The sequence below is a fragment of the Micromonospora tarapacensis genome (assembly GCF_019697375.1).
GTDB classification, from domain to species: domain Bacteria; phylum Actinomycetota; class Actinomycetes; order Mycobacteriales; family Micromonosporaceae; genus Micromonospora; species Micromonospora tarapacensis.
The window spans coordinates 2,527,824-2,552,299 of the sequence record NZ_JAHCDI010000004.1; the positions used below are offsets into that span (position 1 = coordinate 2,527,824).

General features: G+C 69.8%; 17 protein-coding genes. 4 read left to right on the forward strand and 13 right to left on the reverse strand.

The genetic code is table 11. From position 1 onward, the window contains the following. Position 1: 1 nt before the first annotated feature. Genes KIF24_RS17435 through KIF24_RS17450 form a run of 4 tightly spaced genes read right to left on the reverse strand, consistent with a single transcriptional unit; the run spans position 2 to position 4,666 of the window. The gene (locus KIF24_RS17435) at positions 2-1,186 is read right to left on the reverse strand and encodes a substrate-binding domain-containing protein (protein ID WP_331461172.1); all 1,185 of its coding nucleotides are present in this window, start codon (positions 1,184-1,186) and stop codon (positions 2-4) included. Continuing rightward, positions 1,186-2,187, reverse strand: a complete 1,002-nt coding sequence (locus KIF24_RS17440) for an ABC transporter permease (RefSeq protein ID WP_331461173.1) — start codon at positions 2,185-2,187, stop codon at positions 1,186-1,188. Before KIF24_RS17440 ends, KIF24_RS17435 begins: the two co-directional genes overlap by 1 nt. Then, positions 2,184-3,158, reverse strand: a complete 975-nt coding sequence (locus KIF24_RS17445) for an ABC transporter permease (protein ID WP_221084958.1) — start codon at positions 3,156-3,158, stop codon at positions 2,184-2,186. The genes KIF24_RS17440 and KIF24_RS17445 overlap by 4 nt, the downstream gene beginning before the upstream one ends. After that, a complete protein-coding gene (locus KIF24_RS17450) occupies positions 3,155-4,666 on the reverse strand; it encodes a sugar ABC transporter ATP-binding protein (RefSeq protein WP_221084959.1) in 1,512 nt (503 codons plus the stop codon). Before KIF24_RS17450 ends, KIF24_RS17445 begins: the two co-directional genes overlap by 4 nt. A gap of 450 nt (positions 4,667-5,116) precedes the next feature. Between KIF24_RS17450 and KIF24_RS17455 the strand changes: the two genes are divergently transcribed. From KIF24_RS17455 to KIF24_RS17465, 3 genes are all read left to right on the forward strand, one after another. Further along, positions 5,117-8,662 (forward strand): ThuA domain-containing protein, encoded by a 3,546-nt coding sequence (locus tag KIF24_RS17455; RefSeq protein ID WP_221084960.1) that lies wholly within the window; start codon positions 5,117-5,119, stop codon positions 8,660-8,662. Positions 8,663-8,875: 213 nt separating this feature from the next. After that, positions 8,876-11,716 (forward strand): PQQ-dependent sugar dehydrogenase, encoded by a 2,841-nt coding sequence (locus tag KIF24_RS17460; RefSeq protein ID WP_221084961.1) that lies wholly within the window; start codon positions 8,876-8,878, stop codon positions 11,714-11,716. 27 nt (positions 11,717-11,743) lie between these two features. After that, complete coding sequence (locus KIF24_RS17465) at positions 11,744-13,867, forward strand: ThuA domain-containing protein (protein ID WP_221084962.1); 2,124 nt, start codon at positions 11,744-11,746, stop codon at positions 13,865-13,867. A 64-nt stretch (positions 13,868-13,931) separates the two neighbouring features. On the opposite strand, the gene KIF24_RS17470 is transcribed toward KIF24_RS17465, so the two are convergent. From KIF24_RS17470 to KIF24_RS17505, 8 genes are all read right to left on the reverse strand, one after another. Then, positions 13,932-14,918 carry an aldo/keto reductase gene (locus KIF24_RS17470; RefSeq protein ID WP_221084963.1) on the reverse strand — a complete coding sequence of 329 codons (987 nt, stop codon included), beginning with the start codon at positions 14,916-14,918 and terminating at the stop codon, positions 13,932-13,934. Continuing rightward, complete coding sequence (locus KIF24_RS17475; protein ID WP_221084964.1) at positions 14,915-15,784, reverse strand: amidohydrolase family protein; 870 nt, start codon at positions 15,782-15,784, stop codon at positions 14,915-14,917. Before KIF24_RS17475 ends, KIF24_RS17470 begins: the two co-directional genes overlap by 4 nt. Further along, positions 15,781-16,542: a 2-dehydro-3-deoxy-D-gluconate 5-dehydrogenase KduD gene (gene kduD, locus KIF24_RS17480; protein WP_221084965.1), complete on the reverse strand. Its 762-nt coding sequence runs from the start codon at positions 16,540-16,542 to the stop codon at positions 15,781-15,783. The genes KIF24_RS17475 and kduD overlap by 4 nt, the downstream gene beginning before the upstream one ends. Continuing rightward, a complete protein-coding gene (locus tag KIF24_RS17485) occupies positions 16,539-17,564 on the reverse strand; it encodes a zinc-dependent alcohol dehydrogenase (protein ID WP_221084966.1) in 1,026 nt (341 codons plus the stop codon). The genes kduD and KIF24_RS17485 overlap by 4 nt, the downstream gene beginning before the upstream one ends. A 197-nt stretch (positions 17,565-17,761) precedes the next feature. Then, positions 17,762-19,000 carry a mandelate racemase/muconate lactonizing enzyme family protein gene (locus tag KIF24_RS17490; RefSeq protein WP_221084967.1) on the reverse strand — a complete coding sequence of 413 codons (1,239 nt, stop codon included), beginning with the start codon at positions 18,998-19,000 and terminating at the stop codon, positions 17,762-17,764. Between the two features lies 1 nt (position 19,001). Further along, positions 19,002-19,829, reverse strand: a complete 828-nt coding sequence (locus KIF24_RS17495) for a carbohydrate ABC transporter permease (protein ID WP_221084968.1) — start codon at positions 19,827-19,829, stop codon at positions 19,002-19,004. Beyond that, positions 19,829-20,734 carry a carbohydrate ABC transporter permease gene (locus KIF24_RS17500; RefSeq protein WP_230415710.1) on the reverse strand — a complete coding sequence of 302 codons (906 nt, stop codon included), beginning with the start codon at positions 20,732-20,734 and terminating at the stop codon, positions 19,829-19,831. The genes KIF24_RS17495 and KIF24_RS17500 overlap by 1 nt, the downstream gene beginning before the upstream one ends. A 73-nt stretch (positions 20,735-20,807) precedes the next feature. Beyond that, positions 20,808-22,076: an ABC transporter substrate-binding protein gene (locus KIF24_RS17505; protein WP_221084970.1), complete on the reverse strand. Its 1,269-nt coding sequence runs from the start codon at positions 22,074-22,076 to the stop codon at positions 20,808-20,810. 155 nt (positions 22,077-22,231) lie between these two features. On the opposite strand from KIF24_RS17505, the gene KIF24_RS17510 reads away from it, so the two are divergent. Next, a complete protein-coding gene (locus tag KIF24_RS17510; protein WP_221084971.1) occupies positions 22,232-23,002 on the forward strand; it encodes a FadR/GntR family transcriptional regulator in 771 nt (256 codons plus the stop codon). A gap of 65 nt (positions 23,003-23,067) precedes the next feature. Here the strand turns inward: KIF24_RS17510 and KIF24_RS17515 are convergent, their stop codons facing one another. Next, positions 23,068-24,453 carry an RICIN domain-containing protein gene (locus tag KIF24_RS17515; protein WP_221084972.1) on the reverse strand — a complete coding sequence of 462 codons (1,386 nt, stop codon included), beginning with the start codon at positions 24,451-24,453 and terminating at the stop codon, positions 23,068-23,070. Positions 24,454-24,476: the final 23 nt, after the last annotated feature.

The window sequence follows — 24,476 nt, forward strand, 5'->3', positions numbered from 1 at the left end:
CCTACTTCCAGCGTTGCGGGTAACCGGGCAGGTCGGTGCAACCGCACATCGCGTAGTGCAGTGGCGGCATGGTCGGGTCGAGATAGCTGTCCAGGTTCTCCTGGTCGATCGTCGGCTGCGGCAGCTTCCACGGGTCGGACACCTGCTGGCCGTCGAGGATCCGCAGCGCCGCGATGATCGGCGTACGCCACTGGTAGGTCGGGTAGGTGGGCGCGATCGCGGTGAGGTTCTTCTCCTTCCAGAGCTTCAGAAAGTCGAGCTGGTCCTCACCGTTGATCGGCGGCACCGGCTGGCCCGCGTCCTGGAACGCCTCGACCGCCGCGACGGCGACCGCACCGGCGTCCATCCACACGCCGTCGATCGTGCCGTACCGCTGGATGTAGTCGTCGACGATCTTCTTGGTCTTGGCCGGGTCGCCGTCGGTGAACTCGACCCCGACGACATCCACCTTCGCCTTGTCGAACGCCACCTTCGCCGCGGACCACCGGGTCTCCAGCACGTCGACGCCGGGCAGGATCCGCAGGGCGAGCACCTTGCCGCCGGGCTTCATCCGCTGGCTGACGAACTCGGCACCGACGTGACCGAAGCCGTAGCCGCCGATCGGGTTGATGAACGTCACCGGGCACGCCGTGTTGACGCCCCGGTCGAAGACGATGACCGGCAGGCCCGTCGCGCAGGCCGCTTCGACGGCCGGGGTGAGCGTGGCGGTGGTGTTGGGCGAGACGATGAGCGCGTCGCAGCCCCTGCCGAGCAGGTCGTTGATGTCCGCGATCTGCTTCTGGTCCCGGCCTTCGGCGTCGACGTGCACGAACTCCTTGATCTTGCTCTGCTGCGCCTCGACCTCGGCCTGCATGGTCTTGAATCCGACCTGCCGCCACGGGTTGTTCAACGCCGCGTTGGAGAAGCAGATCTTGTACGGCCCGGCCTTCCGGAACGTCGCGGTGTCCACCATCGCCGGTTCGAGCACCTGCTCCCACGGCCGGTCGGCGGGCCCCGTCGGGGTGGCGTCGAGCAGCGCCAGTTCGTTGTCGTAGTCGGCCTGGACGAAGAACTTCGACTGCTCGCCGGTGCCCGAGCCGGCCCCGGCGGAGGCGGTGCCGTCGGGGCCCGCGACCGGATCGTCGGTGGCGCAGCCAGCGAGCGACAACAGAGTCAGGGCGGCCAGCGCCGCCATGGAACGTCGCACTATCTTTCCCCTTGTCTTGACGATTGACGTGTTGCCGAGACCGCCACGGCGAGCAGGATGATCGCGCCCTGGACGGTCGATCTGAGGGCGCCGGAGACGCCGTAGAAGTTCATCAGCGCGAACAGGAGTTCCAGGGTCAGCGCACCGAGCATCGCGCCGACCACCGAACCCCGACCGCCGCCGAGGACGACGCCGCCGAGCACCACCGCCGTGATCGCGCCGAACTCCAGGCCGGCGCCGGCCTGGAACGAGACGCCGCTGTACCCCCCGAGCAGGATCGCCGCCACGGCCGCCGCGAGCCCGCTGAGGATGAAGGCGATGGTCCGGGTACGCCAGACGCGCACCCCGCTCAGCTCGGCGGTACGCGGGTTGTCCCCGACCGCGATCAGGGTCCGCCCGAAGTCGGCGCGCATCAGGACCACGGCCAGCGTCGCGAGGACCAGCAGGACGAGCAGCGCGTACGGTACCCGGCCGAGCACCGGCACGTCCTCGAACGCCCGCCGGCCGAACCGGCGGAAATCCTCGGAGAGGCCGCCCTTGGGTGCGCCGTCGGACCACAGGTAGACCGCACCGACGAGGATCAGGAACATGCCGAGGGTGGTGATGAACGACGGCACCCGCAGCCGCGTCGTGATCAGGCCGTTGACCAGCCCGACCACCGCCCCGAAGGCGAGCAGCAGCAACACCACCGGCCAGGTGCGCGACGGGTCGCTGTCGATGAGCCGGGCGGCGACGACCACCTGCGCGGTGACCAGGGATCCGATCGACAGGTCGAACTCGCCGGAAACGATCACGAAGTACTGACCGGCGGCGAGCAGGATGATCGGGGCCGAACGGCCGAGGAAGGACATCAGCGACGGCGGGGCGAGGAAGTCGGGCTGCCGGAGGGCGACGAGGACCAGCAGCACCGCGAGGATCGCGACGATCGGCAGCAGACCACCGGGACGCAGTCGCGGCAGCCGGGTCGGCAGCGGGCGGCGCGCGCCGATCTGCGTACTCACCCGGCCTCCCTTCGCATGGCCCGGCGGGCGTAGACGGCGACGGCCGCGATGATGATGGCGCCGCGGATCACCTGCTTGAAGAAGGCGTCGACCTCGATCTGGTTGAAGATGGCGTCGATGCTGGCGAGCAGCAGCACGCCGCCGACGGTGCCGATGACGCCGCCACGACCGCCGGCCAGGGCGGTGCCACCGAGGACCACCGCGGCGATCGACTCCAGGTCGTAGAGGCCCTCACTGCCGACCCGCGGGGCGCCCGCACCGAGGCGGCTCGCCAGGTAGATTCCGGCGAGTCCGGCGCACAGCGAACAGAGCACGTGCGCGGCGACCAGGACACGGTCGTTGCGTACGCCGGAGAGCCGGGCGACCTGCGGGTCACCGCCGACGGCGATGAGGTGGTGGCCGAAGCGGGTGCGCGAGAGCAGGAACCAGGCCGCCCCGGTGACGACCACCAGCAACAGGAACGACAGCGGCACGGGCCCGACGCGCTGGTAGCCGAGGGTCTGCACGAGGCTGGGCGCGGTCGTACCGGCCGGGCCGTCGTAGCCGTTGTCCAGGTATCCCTTGAGCAGCAGCCCCACGCCGAGGGTCGCGATGAACGCGTTGATCCGCAGCTTGGTGACGAGCAGTCCGTTGCACAGCCCGACGCCGGCACTGACGGCGAGCACCAGGCCGATCGCCGGCACCAGCGCGGCGTCACTGCCGTTCATCGTCTCGGCCGCGACGAGGGTGCTCAGGCTGACCACATACGCCACCGACAGGTCGAGTGAACCGCCGAGGATGACCAGCGTCTGACCGATGCCGACGAGGCCGAGACCGGCGGCGACGTGCAACAGGCTCACCGTCGTCGGTTGGTTGAGGAGCTGACCGCCGTCGATCATGACGACCAGCCAGCCGATCACCAGCGTGGCGGCCAGGGCGACGAACACACCCGGGATCGCCCGGCCGGCCCGCAGGGTCGGGGCCACGTTCATCCGGCCGCCTCCCGCACGGCACCGACCGCCAGCGCCATCACGTCTTCCTCGGCCGCACCGGCGGGCAGTTCGCCCGCGACCCGGCCGTCGCGCATCACGATGATCCGGTCGCTCATGCCGAGCAGTTCCGGCAGCTCGGACGAGATCAGCAAGACGGTCGCGCCTTCGCGGGCGAGACGGCGCACGAGGTCATGGATGGCCGACTTGGCGCCGACGTCGATGCCGCGGGTGGGCTCGTCGAAGAGCAGGATCCCGGGACGCAGCGCCAACCACCGGGCCAGTACGACCTTCTGCTGGTTGCCGCCGGACAGGAAGCGGATCTCCTGGTCGTCACCGGCGGCGCGCACCTCGACGGCGGTGAGCAGCTCGCGCACCCGCGCCGTCCGGGCGGCGCGACCGGACCGGAGCGCGAAGACGGCCCGACTCGCCAGCAACGCATTGTCCAGCACCGACTGCCGCGCGACGATGCCCTCGCCCTTGCGATCCTCGGTGACGTAGGCGATTCCGGCCCGCACCGCCGCACGGGGGGAACGCAGCCGGATCCGCTCGTCGTCGACCGTGACGGTGCCGGTCGTGAAGGGCGCCACGCCGAAGAGCGCGCGGGCCAGAGCCGATCTTCCGGAACCCTGGAGGCCACCGACCCCGAGCACCTCGCCGGCGCGCAGGTCCAGGTCGACGCCGCGCAGCTTCCGGTTCCCGCCGCCGCGGACGGTGAGCCGGACCGGGCCGAGGTCGTCGGGCACCGCCCGGTCGGGGTAGTAACCGGACAGCTCGCGGCCGACCATCAGCCGCACCACGTCGTCGGCCGTGGTGTCGGCGGTGTGCAGGGTGTCGACCCGCCGGCCGTCCTTGAGCACGGTGATCCGGCTGGACAGGTCGAAGACCTCGGCGAGCCGGTGTGAGACGTACAGCAGGCCGATGCCCTGTTCCTGGAGGCGACGGACCAGGCGGTAGAGCAACTCGACCTCATGGTCGGCCAACGCCGCGGTCGGTTCGTCCATGATGAGCAGCCGCGCGTCGAGGGCGAGCGCCTTGGCGATCTCGACGACCTGTTGCTGGGCGACGCCGAGGCGCCCGACCTGGACGTCGACCGGCAGCGAGGTCTCACCCACCGAGGCGAGCAGCTCCCGGGTGCGGGCGAGCATCGCCCGGCGGTCGACCAGCCCTCGGCGGACCGGTTCGTGTCCGAGGTGGACGTTCTCCGCGACGGTGCGCTCCGGAAGAAGATTGAACTCCTGGTGGATGATGCCGATGCCGGCCCGCTGCGCGTCGCGCGGGCCGCCGAAGGCGCGGGGTTGGCCGGAAAACTCGATGGCGCCCTCGTCCGGGACGTAGCCACCCGAGATGATCTTCATGAGGGTCGACTTCCCCGCGCCGTTCTCGCCGACGACGGCGTGCACCTCGCCCGCGGCGACGTCGAGGTCGACTCCACCCAGGACGCGCACCCCGAGGAAGGACTTCCCGACGCCCCGCAGGGCGAGCAGCGGAGCCGGCCGAGGCTCAGACATCGCAGCTGCCATTACAGATAGTAGCCATGCTCAAGGTCCACTCGTCGCACCGGGAGACCCTGCGACCAGCCGGCCCGCCACCCTTTTGTTTCCAGACCTCGCACTTCGTGTTGTCCTGAACAAACATTCGCTTGACACGACCGAAACATCACACGTATGAAGATAGATGCTTGGAAATGAGTTCGCAATCCTCGACGAGAAGCAACTTCCGGCCCCGTTGCCCGATCGGCAGCAAGGCCGGGTCGAGGGGTGGCCCGGCCTCCCACACCCAAGGAGCGGCCGGCAATGTGAGCGTGAACATCGATCAACTTAAGATCATTTATTTCCTGGCCCCCGTCGACCACGGGACGAGGACACGACCGAGGTGACGCTGTGTGATGTCGCGCGGTGCTGACACGTAGCCGGCCCGCGGTCGCAACCCGTTGCTCCACGCCCGAACTAGGAGACGCCATGCGTCGCAGAACATGGATCATCGCAGTGATCGCGGGCCTGTTACTCTCGCTCGCGCTCGTCCACCCGGCCTCGGCGGCCCCGGCCTTCCGTGCCCTGCTGTTCACCAAGACCACCGGCTACCGGCACGACTCCATCCCGGCCGGGGTCTCGATGTTCCAGCAGCAGGCGGCGGCGAACAACTTCGAGCTGGTGCACAGCGAGGACTCCAGCGTCTTCACCCCGGCCAACCTCGCCACCTTCGACGTCCTCATCATGTTCCAGACCTCGGGCATGGTCTGGACCTCGACGGCCCAGCGGCAGGCGGTGGAGGGATACCTCGCCAGCGGCAAGGGCATCGTCGCCATCCACAACGCCACCGACATGGGCATCGAGGCCGAGTACCCGTGGTGGGACCAGACCGTGAACGCCGGTGCCCACATGCCGGAGCACTCACCCGGTGTGCTGCCCGGCACCGCCATCGTCGCCGACAAGAAGCACCCGTCGACGGCCAGCCTGCCGGACCGCTGGAACCGCAGCGAGGAGTGGTACAACTTCGACAAGAACCCGCGCGGCGAGGTCCACGTCCTGGTCACCGCGGACGAGCGGACGTACAACCCCGGCTCCCGGGCGATGGGCCCGGACCACCCGATCTCCTGGTGCCGCAGCGTCGGCGGAGGTCGCGTCTGGACCACCGCGATGGGGCACGCCGCCGAGTCGTACAGCGAGACCCACTTCCGTGACCACGTCCTGGGCGGTGTCAAGTGGGCGGCCGGCAACGAGCCGGGCGACTGCGGCGGCACCGTCTGGGGCAACTTCGAGAAACGCACCCTCGACAACAACACCGCCGACCCGATGGCACTGGCCGTGCTGCCGGACGGTCGGGTGATGTACGTCCAGCGGGGCGGGCAGGTCAAGATCTTCAAGCCCAGCACGAACAGTACCGTCACCGCCGGAACGCTCAGTGTCTACACCGGTGGTGAGGACGGTCTCACCGGGCTGGCGTTGGACCCGAGCTTCGCCAGCAACGGGCACGTGTACCTGTACCACTCGCCGGCCGGCAGCACGACCGACGTCAACCGGGTGTCCCGCTACACGCTGACCGGCGACACGTTGAACACGTCCAGCGGGGTCACCATCATCGACATCCCGGCGTACCGCGACCGGACCTTCCCCGAACCCGGCCACACCGGCGGGTACATCGACTTCGGTCCGAACGGGAACCTCTACATCGGCACCGGCGACGACACGCCGCCCAACCTCGACCCCAACTGGCAGGGCTACGCCCCGCTGGACTGGCGCTCCGGCAAGGCCAACCTCGACGCGGCCCGGACCGCCGGCAACACCAACGACCTGCGCGGAAAGCTGCTGCGGATCCGGCCCTCGGCCGGCGGCGGCTACACCGTCCCGGCGGGCAACCTCTACCCGCAGGGCACGGCGCAGACCCGAGCGGAAATCTACGCGATGGGCTTCCGCAACCCCTTCCGCTTCTCCATCGACCCGGCCAACGGGTGGGTGTACCTGGCCGACTACGGACCCGACCGGAACCCGCCGACCACCAACCGCGGCCCCGAGGGTCTCGTCGAACTCAACGTGATCAAGACACCCGGCAACTACGGCTGGCCGTTCTGCCACGGCGACAACCAGCCCTACGCCCCGTACAACCCGGACACCGGGGTGGTCGGTGCCAAGTTCAACTGCGCGGCACCGGTCAACAACTCCCCCAACAACACCGGCCTGACCAGCCTGCGGCCGGTCGTCGCGCCCAACCTGTGGTACGGCTACGGCACCTCACCGACCTTCCAGGAGCTCGGCTCCGGCGGCTCGGCGCCGATGGGCGGCCCGGTCTACCGCTACGACCCGGAGAACCCGTCGGCGACGAAGTTCCCGCCGTACTACGACGGCGTCCACTTCTTCTACGAGTGGTCGCGCAACTACGTCAAGGAAGTGCACCTCGACTCCGCCACCGCGGTCACCCGCACCAACCCGTTCCTGCCCACCGCGAGTTTCAACAAGCCGATGGACATGGAGTTCGGCCCGGACGGCTCGCTCTACCTGTTGGAGTGGGGCACCAACTTCGGCGGCGGCAACAGCGACTCCGGCCTCTACCGGATCGACTACGTCCAGGGCGGGCGATCACCGATCGCCAAGGCCACCGGGACACCCACCAGCGGCAACGCGCCACTCAACGTCCAGTTCAGCAGCGCGGGGACGACCGACCCCGACCCCGGCAACACGGTCAGCCACCAGTGGACCTTCGGCGACGGCACCACCTCCACGGCAGCCAACCCGTCGCACGTCTACACCACCAACGGCAACTACACCGCACAGTTGAAGGTCACCGACAACACCGGCAAGAGCGGCTTCGCCAACGTCCAGATCACTGTCGGCAACACCGCGCCGGTGGTCACCATCACCACCCCGTCGCACGGCGGCATGCTCACCTTCGGTGACCGGGTGTCCTACCAGATCAGCGTCTCGGACCCGGGCGGCGCCCCGATCGACTGCGCCAATGTGATCCTCAATCCCGCGCTCGGTCACGACGACCACGCGCACGAGACGACCGACTACGCCGGCTGCTCGGGCACCATCTCCACCGACCTGCTGGGCGGGCATCCCGACGGGGCCAACCTGTTCTACGTGCTCAACGCCCGCTACACCGACGACGGCGGCGCGGGGGGCGCGGCCCCGCTCACCGGCCACGCACAGGTGATCCTCCAGCCCAAGCACAAGCAGGCCGAGTACCACAGCAGCCAGTCCGGCACCCGGATCATCGACCAGGCCGGCGCGGAGAGCGGCAAGCGCATCGGGGACATCTCCAACAACGACTGGGTGGCGTTCACCCCGATGAGCCTGTCGGGCGTCACTAACGTCAGCTACCGGCTGTCGTCGCCGTCCGGTGGCGGCTCGATCGAGCTACGCACCGGCTCACCCACCGGCACCCTGCTGGCCACCACACCGGTACCCAGCACCGGCGGCTGGGACAACTACCAGTCCACGCCGCCGGTGACCGTCGCCGCCAGCACCGGAACCCACACCCTCTACCTGGTGTTCAAGGGCAGTTCGAACAACTGGTTCGACCTCGATTCGCACACCTTCGGCGGCCCCGGCGTCGGCGTTCCCGACACCGCGGGCGTAGCGGGTCGGACCTGGACACTCACCGCGCAGCACAGCGGCAAGCTGATGGACGTCAGCGGTGTCTCCACCGCCGACGGTGCCCAGATCCACCAGTGGGCGGCCACCGGCGGCAACAACCAGAAGTGGCAGGCCGTCGACGCCGGCGGCGGTGCCGTGTACCTCAAGGCCGTGCACAGCGGCAAGTGCGCGGAGGTGATCGGCGGCTCCAGCACGCCGGGAGCCTTCCTCCAGCAGGCCACCTGCAACAACAGCAACCAGCAGAAGTTCACCGCCACGGCGACCGGGACGTCCGGGGTGTACACGGTGCGGAGCGTGCCCAGCGGGCTCTGCGTGGACGTCAACACCGCCGCCACCAGCGACGGCGCCCGGCTGTTGCAGTGGAACTGCCACGGCGGCACCAACCAGCAGTGGCGGTTCAGCCTGGCGTGACCAACCGCGCCTGCCGCGGCAGGCAACGCACGGAAAACCCGATTCGTCGATGTGCGCCGGCGGCGCGGTAAGCCCATCGACAAGTGGCCTCCGGCCGGAGGCCACCGCCAGCCGGGGCGGCGACCGGAAGGCACGCGGCAGTCCCCTCGCTACGGCATCCGGCGCATCGGTGCGCCTGCCCGGCACCAGCGGTCAGGAAGGAACGAATCCAACATGTCCACACCCGACAGTAGGTTTGGCCGGCGGCTCTCGTCGGCCGGCTCCGCGCTGCTCATGGTGGCTGCGGCCGGCGCGATCGCGATCGCCGGCAGCACTCCGCCCGCCGCGGCGGCCATCAGCGCCGCCGACTATCAGCAGGTCACCCTGGCCAAGGGCATCGCCGAGATGGGTGAGCCGATGAGCCTCGCGGTGTTGCCTGACCGCTCCGTGCTGCACACCGCCCGCAACGGCACGCTGCGACGTACCGACGCGGCCGGCAACACCGCCGTGATCGGCACCCTTGCCGTCTACTCGCACGACGAGGACGGCCTCCAGGGCGTCGGGGTCGACCCGAGCTTCGCCAGCAACCGGCACATCTACCTCTACTACGCGCCGCCGCTGAACACCCCCGGCGGGGACGCCCCGGGCACCGGCACCAACTGGTCCGCCTGGCAGGGCGTCAACCGGCTCTCCCGGTTCACCCTCGACTCCGACTGGACGCTCGACCGGGCCAGCGAGGTGACGATCCTGGACGTGGCGGCGGATCGCGGCCAGTGTTGCCACGCCGGTGGGGACATCGACTTCGACGCCGCCGGCAACCTCTACCTGTCCACCGGCGACGACACCAACCCGTTCGAGTCCGCCGGCTACTCGCCGCTGGACGAGCGGACCAACCGCAACCCGGCGTACGACGCGCAGCGCAGCGCCGCCAACACCAACGACCTGCGCGGCAAGATCCTGCGGGTCAAGATCAACGCCAACGGGTCGTACTCGATCCCGGCCGGCAACATGTTCGCCCCCGGCACGGCGAGGACCCGACCCGAGATCTACGCGATGGGCCTGCGCAACCCGTTCCGGATGAGCGTCGACAAGGCCACCGGCGTCGTCTATGTCGGCGACTACGGCCCGGATGCCGGTGTCACCAGCAACCGGGGCCCGAGCGGGCAGGTCGAGTTCAACCGGATCACCGGGCCGGGCTTCTACGGCTGGCCGTACTGCACCGGCACGAACACCAGCAACGAGACCTACGCGGAGTGGGACTTCAACAGCAACTCCGCCGGCGGAAGGTACAACTGCGCGGGCGGCCCGACGAACAACTCGTTCCGCAACACCGGCCTGTCGACCCTTCCGGCGGCAAAGCCGGCCTGGATCAGGTATGCGGGCGACTCCGGCAGCCCGTCCGAGTTCGGCGGCGGCTCCGAGTCGCCGATGGCCGGCCCGGTCTACCGGTACGACCCGAACAACCCCTCCACCACGAAGTTCCCGCAGTCCCTGGACGGGCAGTTCTTCGCCGGGGAGTTCGGCCGGGGCTGGATCAAGCCGATCCAGATCAACGCCGACGGCTCCCGGGGCGCCATCGACAACTTCCCCTGGGTCGGCAAGCAGGTCATGGACATGGCCTTCGGCCCGGACGGCGCGTTGTACGTCCTCGACTACGGCACCGGCTTCTACAACGGCGACGCCAACTCGGCGCTCTACCGCTTCGACTACGTCGGTCCCGCCGGTAACCGCGCGCCGACTGCCGTGGTCAGCGCCGACAAGACCTCCGGTCAGGCCCCGCTCACCGTGAGCTTCTCCTCGGCCGGCTCATCGGACCCGGAGGGTGGGACGCTGAGCTACTCGTGGAACCTCGGCGACGGCACCACCTCGACCGCGGCGAACCCCAGCAAGACGTACGCCGCCAACGGCACGTACCACGTCACGCTCACCGTCCGGGACCCGCAGGGGGCAACCGGCACCGCCAACGTGCAGGTCGGTGTCGGCAACACCGCCCCGACGGTGACCATCACCACCCCGGTCAACGGCACGCTCTTCTCCTATGGCGACACGGTGCCGTACACCATCACGGTGAGCGACCCGGAGGACGCGACGATCGACTGCGCCAGGGTCAAGCTGACCTACGTGCTCGGCCACGACCAGCACGGGCACGCGATCACCTCGAAGAACGGCTGCTCCGGCTCGATCACCATCCCGGTCGACGGTGAGCACGACAACGCGGCGAACATCTTCGGCATCTTCGACGCCGAATACACCGACAACGGCGGGCTGACCACCCACAAGCAGCACACCCTCCAGCCACGGCACCGGCAGGCGGAGCACTACAAGGCCTCCGCCGGCGTCGCGACCTTCGGCAAGGCCACCGCCGAGGGCGGCACCACGGTCGGCAACATCGAGAACGGCGACTGGATCGCGTTCGAACCGTACCGGCTCGACAACGCCAGCTCGTTCACCGCCCGCGTCTCCTCCGCCGGCTCGGGCGGCACCCTCCAGCTGCGGGCGGGCTCGGCCACCGGCACGGTGCTCGGCTCGGCGACCGTGCCGAACACCGGTGGCTGGGAAACCTTCACCAACGTCACCGGCACCATCTCCGGGGCGCCAGCGGGCACCACCACGCTCTACCTGACCTTCGCCGGCGGCACCGGGTTCCTCTACGACGTCGACGCGTTCACCGTCGACATTGGTAGCTCGTCGGTCCGGACCGGGCGGATCGTGGGGCTGGGCGGCAAGTGCCTGGAAGCGGCGGGCGGATCGTCCGCCAACGGCACCCAGATCCAGATCTGGTCCTGCAACGACGGCACCAACCAACAATGGACGGTCACCCCCAACAGCACGATCAACGCACTGAACAAGTGCCTGGACATCAACGCCGGCTCCGCCACCAACGGCACCAAGATCCAACTATGGACCTGCAACGGCGGACCCAACCAGAACTGGTCCACCCAGACCGACGGCTCACTACGCAACCCACAGACCGGCAAGTGCCTGGACGTATCCAACAACAGCTCCACCGACGGCCAGGCAGTCCACCTGTGGAGCTGCCACGGCGGCGCCAACCAGAAATGGACCCTGCCGTAACTTCGTCCCGTTCGATTGGAGAGCGTCATGCGAAGACTCCCCCGATCCACGCTCGGCGCGGCCACCGCCGTCCTCGCCGTCCTCGCCTCGACCATCCCCGCCACCGCGGCCAGTGCCGCCGACGCCCCGTACGACGTGCTGGTCTTCTCCAAGACCGCCGGCTTCCGGCACGACTCCATCGCGGTGGGCACCCAGGCCATCCGTGACCTGGGCGCGGCGAACAGCTTCACCGTCACCGCCACCGAGGACGCCACCGCCTTCACCACCGGCAACCTCGCCCAGTACGAGACGGTGATCTTCCTCAACACCACCGGCGACGTGCTCGACGCCGGCCAGCAGACCGCCTTCGAGTCGTACATCGGCTCCGGCGGTGGCTTCGTCGGTGTGCACTCCGCCGCCGACACCGAGTACGGCTGGTCCTTCTACGGCAACCTGGTCGGAGCGTACTTCCGCTCCCACCCGGCCATCCAGCAGGCCACCGTCCGGGTCGAGAACCGCGCCCACGCGGCCACCGCCCACCTGCCCCAGACCTGGACCCGCACCGACGAGTGGTACGACTACCAGGCCAGCGCCCGACCCGGCGCCCGGGTGCTGGCCAGTCTCGACGAGTCCTCGTACTCGGGCGGCGTGATGGGCGCCGACCACCCGATCGCCTGGTGCAAGACCTACGGCGGCGGACGGTCCTTCTACACCGGCGGCGGGCACACCCAGGCGTCCTACTCCGAACCGGCGTTCCGGGCACACCTGCTCGGCGGCATCCGGTACGCGGCCGGCCGCACCAGGGCCGACTGCCGTCCGGAGACCGGCTACACCACGCTCTACAACGGCTCGACCACCGGCTGGTCCCAGGCCGGGCCGGGCGGCTTCACCAACTCCGACGCCACCCTCACCGCGTTCGGTGGCATGGGCATGCTGTGGTACAGCAACAAGCAGTTCGCGCCCAGCTACTCGCTGAAGCTGGACTGGCAGGTCGTCGGCGACCACAACTCCGGCGTGATCGTCGGTTTCCCGGCGACGAACGACCCCAATGCCGCCCTCGCCACCGGCTACGAGGTGCAGATCGACGCCACCGACGCCGTGGACCGCACCACCGGCTCGATCTACGCCGTCAAGGCCCCCGACACCGCAGCCCGCGACGCCGCGCTCAACCCGCCGGGCGAGTGGAACACCTTCGAACTTCTGGTCGAGGGCGAGCGGCTCCAGGTCTTCCTCAACGGGGTCAGGATCAACGACTTCACCAACACCGACCCCAACCGGCAGCTCGATGGCTACATCGGCATCCAGAACCACGGTACGGGCGACGACGTCCGCTACCGCAACATCCGCATCAAGGAACTGGGGGGCACCCCGCCGCCGAGCGGTGACGTCACGGTGCAGGCGGAGTCGTACACCTCGGGCAGCGGGGTCAGCCGGTTCGCCAAGGCCGCCGCGATCGGCGGACAGGTCGTCGGCAACATCGAGAACGGCGACTGGACCGGCTACCAGGGCGCTGCCCTGACCGGCGTCACCTCGCTGCGGGCCCGGGTCGCCTCGGCCGGCTCCGGCGGCACCCTCCAGGTGCGCACCGGCTCGACCACCGGCCCGGTGCTCGGCCAGGTCGCGGTGCCGGTGACCGGTGGTTGGGAGACGTTCACCAACGTCACCACCAACCTCACCGGGGTCCCCTCCGGGACCCAGAGCCTCTACCTGACCTTCTCCGGTGGTGCCGGCTTCCTCTACGACGTGGACGAGTTCACCCTGGTCAGATCCGGCACGCCACCACCGCCGACCGGGACCGGGCGGATCGTGGGGCTGGGCGGCAAGTGCCTGGAAGCGGCGGGCGGATCGTCCGCCAACGGCACCCAGATCCAGATCTGGTCCTGCAACGACGGCACCAACCAACAATGGACGGTCACCCCCAACAGCACGATCAACGCACTGAACAAGTGCCTGGACATCAACGCCGGCTCCGCCACCAACGGCACCAAGATCCAACTATGGACCTGCAACGGCGGACCCAACCAGAACTGGTCCACCCAGACCGACGGCTCACTACGCAACCCACAGACCGGCAAGTGCCTGGACGTATCCAACAACAGCTCCACCGACGGCCAGGCAGTCCACCTGTGGAGCTGCCACGGCGGCGCCAACCAGAAATGGACCCTGCCGTAACCCGCTAGGCGTGCCCGGGTGGGCTCCTCGCCGTCCTCGACAGGACGGCGAGGAGCCACCCGCCCTACCCGGTCGGTGGTGCCGCGAGCAGCCCGGCCGCCGCCAACGCCGCCCAGAGATCGTCCGGCACGGCAGCCGCCGAGCGCCGTACGGACTCGGTGACCTGGGCCTCGGTGCGCATGCCGACCACCGTCGAGACAACCGCGGGATGCCGTCGTACGAAGGCGAGCGCCGCCTGCGGCAGGGTGACGCCGTACGTCTCGCAGACCGCCGCGATCCGCCGCGCCCGCTCGATCAGCTCCGCCGGGGCCGGCCGGTAGTCGTAGAGCGCGTCGGCCGGCGGGCGGTCCCGGGACAGCAGCCCCGAGTTGTAGACACCCGCGATCACCACGCCCACCCGACGGTTCAGGGCGGCCGGCAGCAGGTCGCCAAGCGCGCCCTGGTCGAGCAGGGTGTACCGCCCGGCGCACATCACCACGTCGACGTCGCTCTCCTCGACGAACCGGGCCAGCATCGCAGACTGGTTCATGCCGGCACCGATCGCGCCCACCACGCCCTGGTCGCGCAGCTCGACCAGGGCGGGCACGGCCTCCCGCACCGCCTGCTCCCAGTGGTCGTCGGGGTCGTGCAGGTAGACCAGGTCGATCCGGTCCAGGCCGGTGCGGTCGAGGCTCGACTCGAGCGAGCGGCGGACGCCGTCGCGGCTGAAGTCCCACACCCGCCGGTGGCTCGCGGCGACGTCGAACCCTTCCGGGTCCCGCCGGTGCGCGTCCTGCGGCGTGGGCACCAGGAGGCGCCCGACCTTCGTCGACACCACGTACTCCGCGCGTGGCCTGGATCGCAGGGCGGCGCCGAGCCTCCGCTCGGACAGCCCGAGCCCGTAGTGCGGCGCCGTGTCGTAGTACCGGATGCCCGCGTCCCACGCCGTGTCGACCGCGGCGGCGAACTCCTCGTCCGTGGTCGCCCGGTACAGGTTGCCGCCCTGCGCGGCACCGAAGCCCAGCGCGGTCAGGTGGATCGCCGGGTCGCCCGGCAGCCCGCCGGCCCTCACGACGCCCCCAGCCGGTAGACCCGCCGCGCCGTGTGGCGCCAGATCGACGCCCGCTCGGCCGCGCCGAGGTGACCCAGCAACTCCGACAGGGCCTCGACCCAGCGTTGGTACGCGGTGGCCAGCAGGCACACCGGCCAGTCCGAGCCGAACATCAGCCGATCCGGTCCGAACGCGTCGAGGGCGTGCGCCACCGCCGGGCGGAGGTCTTGCGGGGTCCAGGGCGACCCGTCGACCTCGGTCACCAGACCGGAGAGCTTCGCCGTGGTGTTGGGCGCCGCGGCGAGCGCCCGCAGGGAGCGTGCCCAGTCACCGGCTGCGGGATCCGCCGGTGCGGGCTTGCCCAGGTGGTCGAGGACGAACCGCACCTCGGGCAGGTCGTGTGCGAGACGCGCGGCCATCGGTAGCTGGTGCCGGCGGACCAGCAGATCGAAGACCAGGCCGGCGGCGCCCACCGCCGCGATCCCCCGGCGCACGTCCGGACGGTCGAGGTACGCCGGGTCGGTCTCGGCCTGGACGAGGTGGCGGATGCCGACCAGCAACTCCCCTCCCGGGCCCGCCCGGAGGCGGTCGACGCGCTCTGCCACGTCGCCGGCCGTCAGGTCCACCCAGCCGACGACCCCGCCGATGAGAGCGTCGTCGGCCGCCAGACCCAGCAGGTCCGCCGTTTCCGCCTCGACGGCGATGGACTGCACCACGACGGTCTGGGTGACGCCCGCGGCCCGGGCCAGCGGCACGAGGTCGGCCGGCTCGAAGTCGTCGTCGATCGCCGCCATCGTGGTCGGATCGATCCAGTGCTGCGGATGCCGGGCCCGCACCCAGAGGTGGTGGTGCGCGTCCACGATCCCGGGCGTCTCCGGCCCGCTCATCGGCCCAGCCAGCCGCCGTCGACGGGCAGCACCACGCCGTTGACGTAGTCCGACGCCGAGGACGACAGGAACACCGTGGCGCCGGCGAGGTCGTCGGCGCGGCCCCAGCGGCCCGCCGGTATCCGCGCGAGGATGGCCTCGTTGCGACCGGGGTCGTCGCGGAGCGCCTGCGTGTTGTCGGTGGCGATGTAGCCCGGCGCGATCGCGTTGACGTTCACGCCGAGCGCCGCCCACTCGTTGGCCAGCGCCTTGGTGAGCCCGGCCACGCCCGACTTCGACGCGGCGTAGCCCGGGACGGTGATGCCACCCTGGAAGCTCAGCAACGACGCGGTGAAGATGATTTTCCCCTGGCCACGGGCGACCATCTCCCGGCCGACCTCCCGGCTCAGCACGAACTGGCTGGTCAGGTTCACCTCCATGACGTGGTCCCACAGCTCGTCGGAGTGGTCGGCGGCCGGGGCACGGGCGATCGTGCCACCGTTGTTGACCAGGATGTCGATCGGACCGAGCGCGTTGAGTTCCCGGGCCAGCCGGTGCACGGCCGCGCGGTCGGCGAGGTCGGCCCGCAGGGCGGTGAACCGGCGGCCGGCGACGCGCACCCGGCGTTCCACCTCGCTTCCGCTCGGTTCGAGCCGGGCGGAGACCCCGACGATGTCGGCGCCGGCTCGGGCGAGCGCCTCGGCCATGGCCAGGCCGATGCCGCGCCGGGCACCGGTCACCACCGCGGTGCGACCGGACAGGTCGAACAGGGTCGTCACCGGCCCTCCTCCCGCCAGTCGATCAGCACCTTCATCACCCCGCCGCCCTCCAGGGCGGTGAACGCGGCGGTCACCGCCTCGACGGGCTCGATCCGGGAGATCAGCTGGCCCGCCGGAACAGCACCGGAGGCGACCAGCCGGATCGCCTCGGTCATGTCGTCACGCTGGTACAACCGCGCGCCGAGCAGTTCCAACTCGCGCCAGAAGAACCGGTGCAGGTCGACCGGCCGGGGCCGAGGGTGGATCGCCACCATGACCAACCGGCCACGGGTGGTCAGGACGTCGACCGCCGTGGCGACGCCAGCGGCGGCACCGGAGACCTCGAAGGCGACGTCGGCACCGGCCCCACCGGTGCGGTCGTTCACCAACGCCACGACATCGGTCGCCGCCGGGTCGACCGCCTCGATGCCGAGCCCGTCCGCGATCGTACGCCGCGATGCGTCCGGTTCGACGAGCACGACCCGCGCGCCACGCCCCTGGGCGACGGCGGCGATGAGCACGCCCACCGGCCCGCCGCCGACCACCACCACCTGGTGCCCGGCGGCCACGTTTCCCCGCCGGACGTCGTGCACGGCGACCGCCGTCGGCTCGACGAGCGCCGCGTGGTCGAGTGGCAGCCCGTCGGGCAGCGGCAGCACCAACTCCTGCGGGACGGTCCACGACGACTGCATCGCGCCGGGCGAGTCGATGCCGAGGAAGTTCATGGCGTGGCAGATGTGGGAATTGCCGCCCCAGCAGGCCGCGCAGCGTCCGCAGGGCCGGGTCGGCATCACGGTGACGGCCTGACCGACGGACCAGCCGGAGGCGTCCGCACCGATGGCGGCGACCCGTCCGGACATCTCGTGTCCGATGATCGCCGAGTCGCCGACCCGGGCGTCCATGTCCCCGTGGTAGATGTGCAGGTCGGTGCCGCAGATCCCGGTGTAGGCCACCGCTATCCGCAGCTCGCCGGGGCCCGGCGGCGCCGGGTCGCGTTCCTCGATACCGAGGTTGCGCGCCCCTCGGTAGACCACTGCCTTCATCGGTCCTCCGTCTCGACGGTCGGTACGCCGGTCGTCCCGGCGGGGCACGGCCGCGGGTGCACCGACGCAGGCGGCGCACCCCCACGACCACTTCTGGGTCGATTCCCGCTGACGCCACCGGTCCCGACCGGGCCTGCCACGCCGGCGACGGGCGAGGTCACCCCGGGATCCTCCGGTGGGAGGTCGGTGGCGGGGAATCAGCGGTGGGAGTTGGGCGACACCTCGCCGCGGGTCTGGATCGGCATGACGGCCGGGGGATCGACGCGAATCGGCCGGACGGTCGGGCTGCCGTCCGCTCCGGCCAACAGCCGTCGTCCGGCCCGCTCCGGTCGGATGTTGGGGCCGTCGGCCGTCCGGGCCTCCGGGCGCCGGCTCGCCGCCCGGATCGCCTCCTCGTCGATCCGCACGCCCAGCCCCGGCGAGTCGCCGAGGACGAAGACGCCGTCCTCGACGTGCAGGTCGATGGCGACGCCGACCGGTGGATGCAGGTCCTGCAACTCGCTGGTCAGGTGGTTCGGCACCGAGGTCGCGGCGTGCAGCAGCCCGACCGGGCTGTTGCCGATCGGGCTGACCGGCAGGTCGTGGGCGTGCGCGAGGGCGGACGCCCGCAGGAAGTGGGTGACCCCCCCGACGGCGGCCATCTGGACGATGTCGACCGCCCCGGCGGCGATCAGTGGACGGTACTGCTCCAGCCCGGTGAGGTTCTCCCCCGTGGCGACCGACGCGCGGATTCCCCGGCCGACGGCGGCCAACCCTTCGGCGTCCCACCGCCGGACGGGCTCCTCGATCCAGATGAGATCGAGCGTGCGTTCGATCTCGCAGACGTGCCGGACGGCCTGCTTGCGGTTCCATGCCTCGTTCACGTCGAGCATCAGTCCCGGTCGCAGTCCGTGCCCGGCCTCGGTCAGCACCTCCCTCACCAGGTAGAGACGATGCCGGTCGCGCTCGATGTCGAGACCACCCTTGATCTTGGCCGCCCGCAGGCCGTGCCGGGCGTACACCTCGTACGCCGAGACGAGTTCGTCGTCGGTCAGCCCGATGTCCAGACCGGAGGCGTAGGCGGTGACCCGCCGGTCACGTCCGCCCAGCAGCCGCCAGAGCGGCTCGCCGGCCGCCTGCGCCTTGATGTCCCACAGCGCGGTGTCGAGCGCGCCGATGGTGCCGAACACCGGGCCCGCGTGGCCCGCCTTGAAGGTGTGCCGGAGCATGCGATCGTAGAGGGTCGTCACGGCACGGGGATCCTCGCCTTCGATGGCCGCGAAGATCCGCTCGATTTCCACGTGCGGCCCGAGACCGACCCCGGTGATTCCTTCGTCGGTCTCGACGATGACGATCGACACCGGGACCACCCCGTCGGCGAAGACGCCGTTGGCGTCGCCGACGGGCCGTCCCCAGTCCTGGACCGTGGTGAGTGTCCGATATCCGGTGATCCGCATTTCAGCCCTTCGTGGAGCCGGCGGCGACGCCGTCGGCGATCTGGCGCTGGAGGAAGAGGTAGACCACCAGGACGGGAATCGCGGCGATCAGGACCCCCGAGGCGAAGGTGGGAATGTCGTTGGAATACTGCCCCCGCAACGAGGTCACCCCGACCATGAGGGTCCGGTGGTCGGCCGAGGGCATCATCACCAGCGACATGAGGACGTCGTTCCAGCAGAACAGGGCGTTGAGGATGCCGACCGACAGCAGCGCCGGGGTGCCCAGGGGCAGCATGATCCGGCGGTAGACGCCGTACACGCTGTTGCCGTCGATCCTGGCCGCGTCGACGATGTCCGGCGGAATGGTCTTGTAGTAGCTCGTCATCAGAAAGACGGTGAAGGGAAGGAACTGCGCCACGTAGACGAGGACGAGGCCGGGATAGGTGTCGATGAGGCCGCCGTCGGCCATGATCCGGGCGAGCGGCACCATGATCACCTGGAACGGCACGAACAGCCCGGCGAGGCAGCCCAGGAACAGCGCCGACGACCCCCGGAAGCGCAGTTGGCTCAGGGCGAAGCCGGCCATCGACCCGAACAGCAGCAACAGGACCACCGAGCAGGTCACCACGAGCACCGAATTGGCGAAGTAGCGGCCCATGCCGACGCTGGTCCACGCCGTGGTGATGTTCTCCCAGCGCAGGTCGCCGGCCAGGGAGAACCGGTCGAGAATGTACTCGCGTCGGGTCTTCATCGCGACGTTGACGGTGAACAGCAGGGGGTAGATCGTCGCCAGCGCGAGGAGCGACATCGGGACGGCGACCACCCACCGGCCCAACGGGATGCGAGACATCAGTCCTCCTTTCCGGCCCGCTTGAGCAGTTTGATCTGCAACAGCCCCACGACGAGCATGATCACGAAGAGGGCCGTCGACGCGGCCGACGCCAGGGCGGGACGGTTCATCTGTCCCTGCTGGATCCAGATGTAGTACTCCGGCAGGTACGTGGATCCCTCCGGGCCACCACTGGTCATGACGAAAAGTAGGCCGAACATGGAGGTCAACATGCCGATCATGGTGGTCACGAAGACGAACTGGATGGTGCGCGAGAGACTGGGGACGATCACGTGCCAGATGACCTGGGGCAGCGACGCGCCGTCGACCCGGGCGGCGTCCAGCAACGCCGAGTCCAGGGTGGCGAACCCGGCGAGGAACACCACCAGGGCCATCCCGAAGGTCGCCCACACGTGCACACCGACCACCATGAACATGGCGACGTCCGGGTCGCCCAGCCAGTCCACCGGAGCGAGGCCGACCGATCCGAGAATGGCGTTGAGCGGGCCGTCGAAGGCGAGCAGCAGGTTGAAGATCGCACCGACGATGACCGGCGACAGCACCGCGGGAAAGAAGTAGACGCTGCGGTAGAAGCGGTGCCCGGGCACCCGCAGGTAGATGAACGTCGCGAGCAACCCGGGAATCGCCACGGCCACCGGAAGCAGCAGGACCAGCAGTCCGACGTTGCCCAGCGCGGTCCGGAACAGCGGGTCCCGGAAAAGCTCCAGGTAGTTGTCGAGGCCGACCACCGTCCCGTTCCGCTCACCGTCTCCGGTCAAGGAGAAGTTGACCCCGAGGAGCAGCGGATAGAGCCGTAGTACCACGATGATCAGGACGGCCGGAGCCACCAGGACGTACGGGGCGAGACGCTCGGTGCCCCGGCCGCGGCGCCGGGAACGGGTGCCGCCACGGTGGGCAGGAGGCATGACGACCGTCCCGTCGGTCCGTCCGAGTTCACCCGGACGGACCGACGGCAACGAGTTTCCGATCGGCACGAGATCAACCCGCCTGGTCGGAGGCGGCCAGCTGCTTCACCACCTCGTCGACGGTGACCGAACCGCTGAGCAGCTGCTGGGAGAGCCGTCCCATCAGGTCCAGGGTCTTGGAGGACAGCGCGACGTGCGGGGCCGGCTTGCCGGTCTCGATCTCGGCGACGAGAGTGGCGACGGCCGGGCCGGCCTGCGACACGTCGATCGTGGTGTCGGCGGCGATCGCGCCCGCCTCGGCGTAGAACGCCGTCAGGGCGTCGGTCGAGGTCAGGGACCGCACCAGGTCGGCGGCCACCTTCGGATCCTTCGTCCATTTGGCGACCCCGTAGCCGATGCCGCCGTCGTAGGGCAGGCTCGGGGTGGTCCCGGCGGTGACGACCGGAGCGTCCATGACACCGAGCTTGTCGGCCGTCAGGAACTCGTTGAAGTCCTTCCAGTGCCCCACATCCGACATCAGCCCGATGATGTGGGCGGCCTTGGCCGACTGGAAGATCGCGAAGGAGTCGTTGAACATCGCGGTCGAGTTGGCGCCGTCGTTGTTGAGACCCGCCTCGCCGGCTTCCTGCCACAGCTGGAAGATCCGCTTGACGTTGGGCGAGTTCCAGTCCCGCTTACCGGCGATCCAGTCGTCGTACTCCTGGGCGGTGAGGACGCCCGACGCCAGGGCGGACAGCCAGAACTGGATGCCGGCGCCCTCCTTGTTACCGAGCGCGAAACACTTGGCGCCGGTGGCCTTGGTGATGGCGGCGCAGTCCGCGACGAACTCGCTCCACGTGGTAGCCGGGCTGGCCGGATCGAGCCCGGCCTGCTCGTAGAGTGCCTTGTTGTAGTAGATGGGGTGCCCCTGCAGCGTCACCGGAGCGGCGTAGATCTTGCCGTCCTTGGCGAAGGCCTCCCAACCGGCAAGCCGCTGCTCGTCCTCGGCGACGTACTCGTCCAGCGGCGCCAGCGCGTCCACCCGGTCGCGGATCTGACCGCCGCCGTTGAACAGGATGACGTCCGGCCCCTTGCCGGACTGGATCGCCGCACCGAGCAGCGTGTAGTACTGGTCGAACGGCTGGGCTACGAACTCGACCGTGACGTCCGGGTGCTTCTTCCCGAAGTCGGCCTTCGCCTTTTCGATGTAGGCTGCGGCGGAAGGCTCACCGGACTTCCAGTCCCACACCACCAGTTTGTCCGCCGAACCACTCGAGGACGACCCCGTCCCGGTGGCACTCCCACAGCCGGCCATGGCCAGTCCCACAACGAGGACGGCCGCCCACATTGCTCGCTGTTTCATCGCTTTCACCTTTGAAAGTGGTGGTGGCCGGTAGACCCGGCCCTGGTGTCATCATTGACGGAAACGTAACTCGTATGACGTGTGACGTCAATAGTCGGCCGTACACTGATCACGGGCGTCGTGCTACCGGCACGGCGAGCCATCCGGAGGGGGACATGACGCCATCGCAGGAGACGACCCTGAATGCTTCGGCGCCCCCGGCGTGGGCACGGCGACCGACGAACCTCGCCAGGGCGGTCACCGCCGAGCTGGTGGAACGCATCGTCCGCGGGGTGCACCCGTCGGGTACGCCGCTACCCCCCGAGCCGATCCTCTGCGAGACCTTCTCCGTGAGTCGGACGGTCGTCCGGGAAGCGGTCAAGATTCTCCAGGAGAAGGGGCTGGTGCAGGTCCGCCAGGGCGCCGGCACCACGGTGACCCCGCCGTCGATGTGGGACATGCTCGACGAACTCGTCCTCGCCGCCACGATCGCCGAGGACGACAGCCTCGCCATCCTCGACGATCTCGTGGTCACCCGGCGCGTGCTGGAGTCGGACATGGCCAACGTCGCCGCCCGCCTGGCCGACCAGGAGACCCTCGACCGGCTGCGCGCCCAGGTCGACCGGATGGACGAGCTCGTCGACGACCACGTCGCCTACCACGAGCACGACCGCGCCTTCCACGACACGATCATGCAGACGTCCGGGAACCGCATCGCCCGCGGTGTCGTGCGGGCGCTGGAGAGCCAGGTCGTCAACACCGCCCGCTACATGGGCCGGACCGAACGCTCCCTGTGCGTGGCGTCCAACCGCGGGCACCGGCGCATCTACGAACTCATCGCCGCGCACGACCCCGACGGCGCCGCCGAGGCGATGTTCACCCACATCACCGAGGCCTGGCTCGTCCGCCGCAGCGGATCCGGCAGGCCGATGCGTCTCCAGCGCTGACGACGAGGCGGGCTCCCGGTCGCAGCGGGTGCCGACCCACCGCCACCGGGAGCTCCGCCGGTCGGCTAGAACTGCGCGAAGAACCGCCAGATCTCACCCTTGGTCCAGGTGGTGATGCCGCTCTCGCCGTACGTCCCGTCCACCGGGCCGGGCATGTGGCCGTTGTCGAACGCGGCCCACTGCACCGGATACCCGGCCCGGCACCCCGAGTAGGCCGTGGTGACGTGGGTCCGGCTGCCCGCGGCCGGCTCGGGCGGGCTCTGTGGGGTGCAGCCGTTGTTCCGCACGAACGTGTCGCGCAGCGACCGTCCCTGCGAGATGTTCAGCACGTTGTCCGAGATGCCGTGCAACCCGAAGTACGCGACGGCCTGCGTGCCGCCGCTGCACCCGCTGATCTGTGCTCCGGCGATCACCGCGACGGCCCGGAAGGCATCCGGCCGCGCGCAGGCCAGCGCGTAGCTCATGCCGCCGCCCCAGCTGAACCCGAGCGCGAAACGCTGGCCCGGGTTGACACACAGGTCGCTCTCGATCCGCCTGATCATGTCATCGACGAAGGTGACGTCCTCGCCGCCGGCGTTCCCCCAGCCGTTGCCGATCCCCTGGGGCGCGACCAGGATCGCGCTGTTGTTCGACTGTTCCTGCTGACCGTAGTAGGACCAGGCGGTCCCGCTCGTGCCACCCGAGGAGATGTCCTGCATGGTGCCGCCCCGCCAGTGGAAGGCGAAGATCAACCGGTAGCGGTTGTTGTTGTTGTAGTTGGCGGGAACCCGCAGGATGAACGAGCGGCTCTTGCCGCTGCTCTGGATCGTGTGCGTGCCACTCGACAGCGTCGGGGCCTTTCCGCACCCGGTGCCCGTCGACGGCGGCGGTGTGGTGCCACCGTCGACGCGGACGAGCTGCCACTGCTGGTTCGCGCCGTTCCAGTCGAAGTACTGCACGATGTTCGCGCCGTCCGCGGTGGAGGCTCCCTGCACCTCCACCACCTTGCCGCTGTGCCGGCTCACCAGCCGGACGTGCCCGCCGTCCGAGTCGGCCAGCCGGAACTGCTGGTTCGTTCCGTTGTGGTCGGACCACTGCACGATCGCGCCGCCGTCGGCGGTCGACCATTCGTGCACGTCGAGGACCTTGCCGGAGTGCCGCGACTTCAGCCGGTAGTAGCCCCCGCCGGAGTCCACGAACTGCCACTGCTGGTTGGCCCCGTCGTGCCGCGTCCACTGGTTGATCCGCGCGCCGTCGTTGGTGGCCGAACCGACGACGTCCAACGCCTTGCCACTCTGCCGGTTCACCAGCACGTACCAGGCGCTGGTGTCCACGGTCGCCGCCGATGCGCCCGTCGCGTTCACCGCGACGAGTGTGCCGGCCGCGACGACGGCCGCCGCCACGACGGCCAACCCTGACCGCCAGCCGCGTCTCCGCGTGCCGGCGGTACGGGCAGCTCCGATGACCTTCATGATCCGCTCCTTCGATCGGGGCG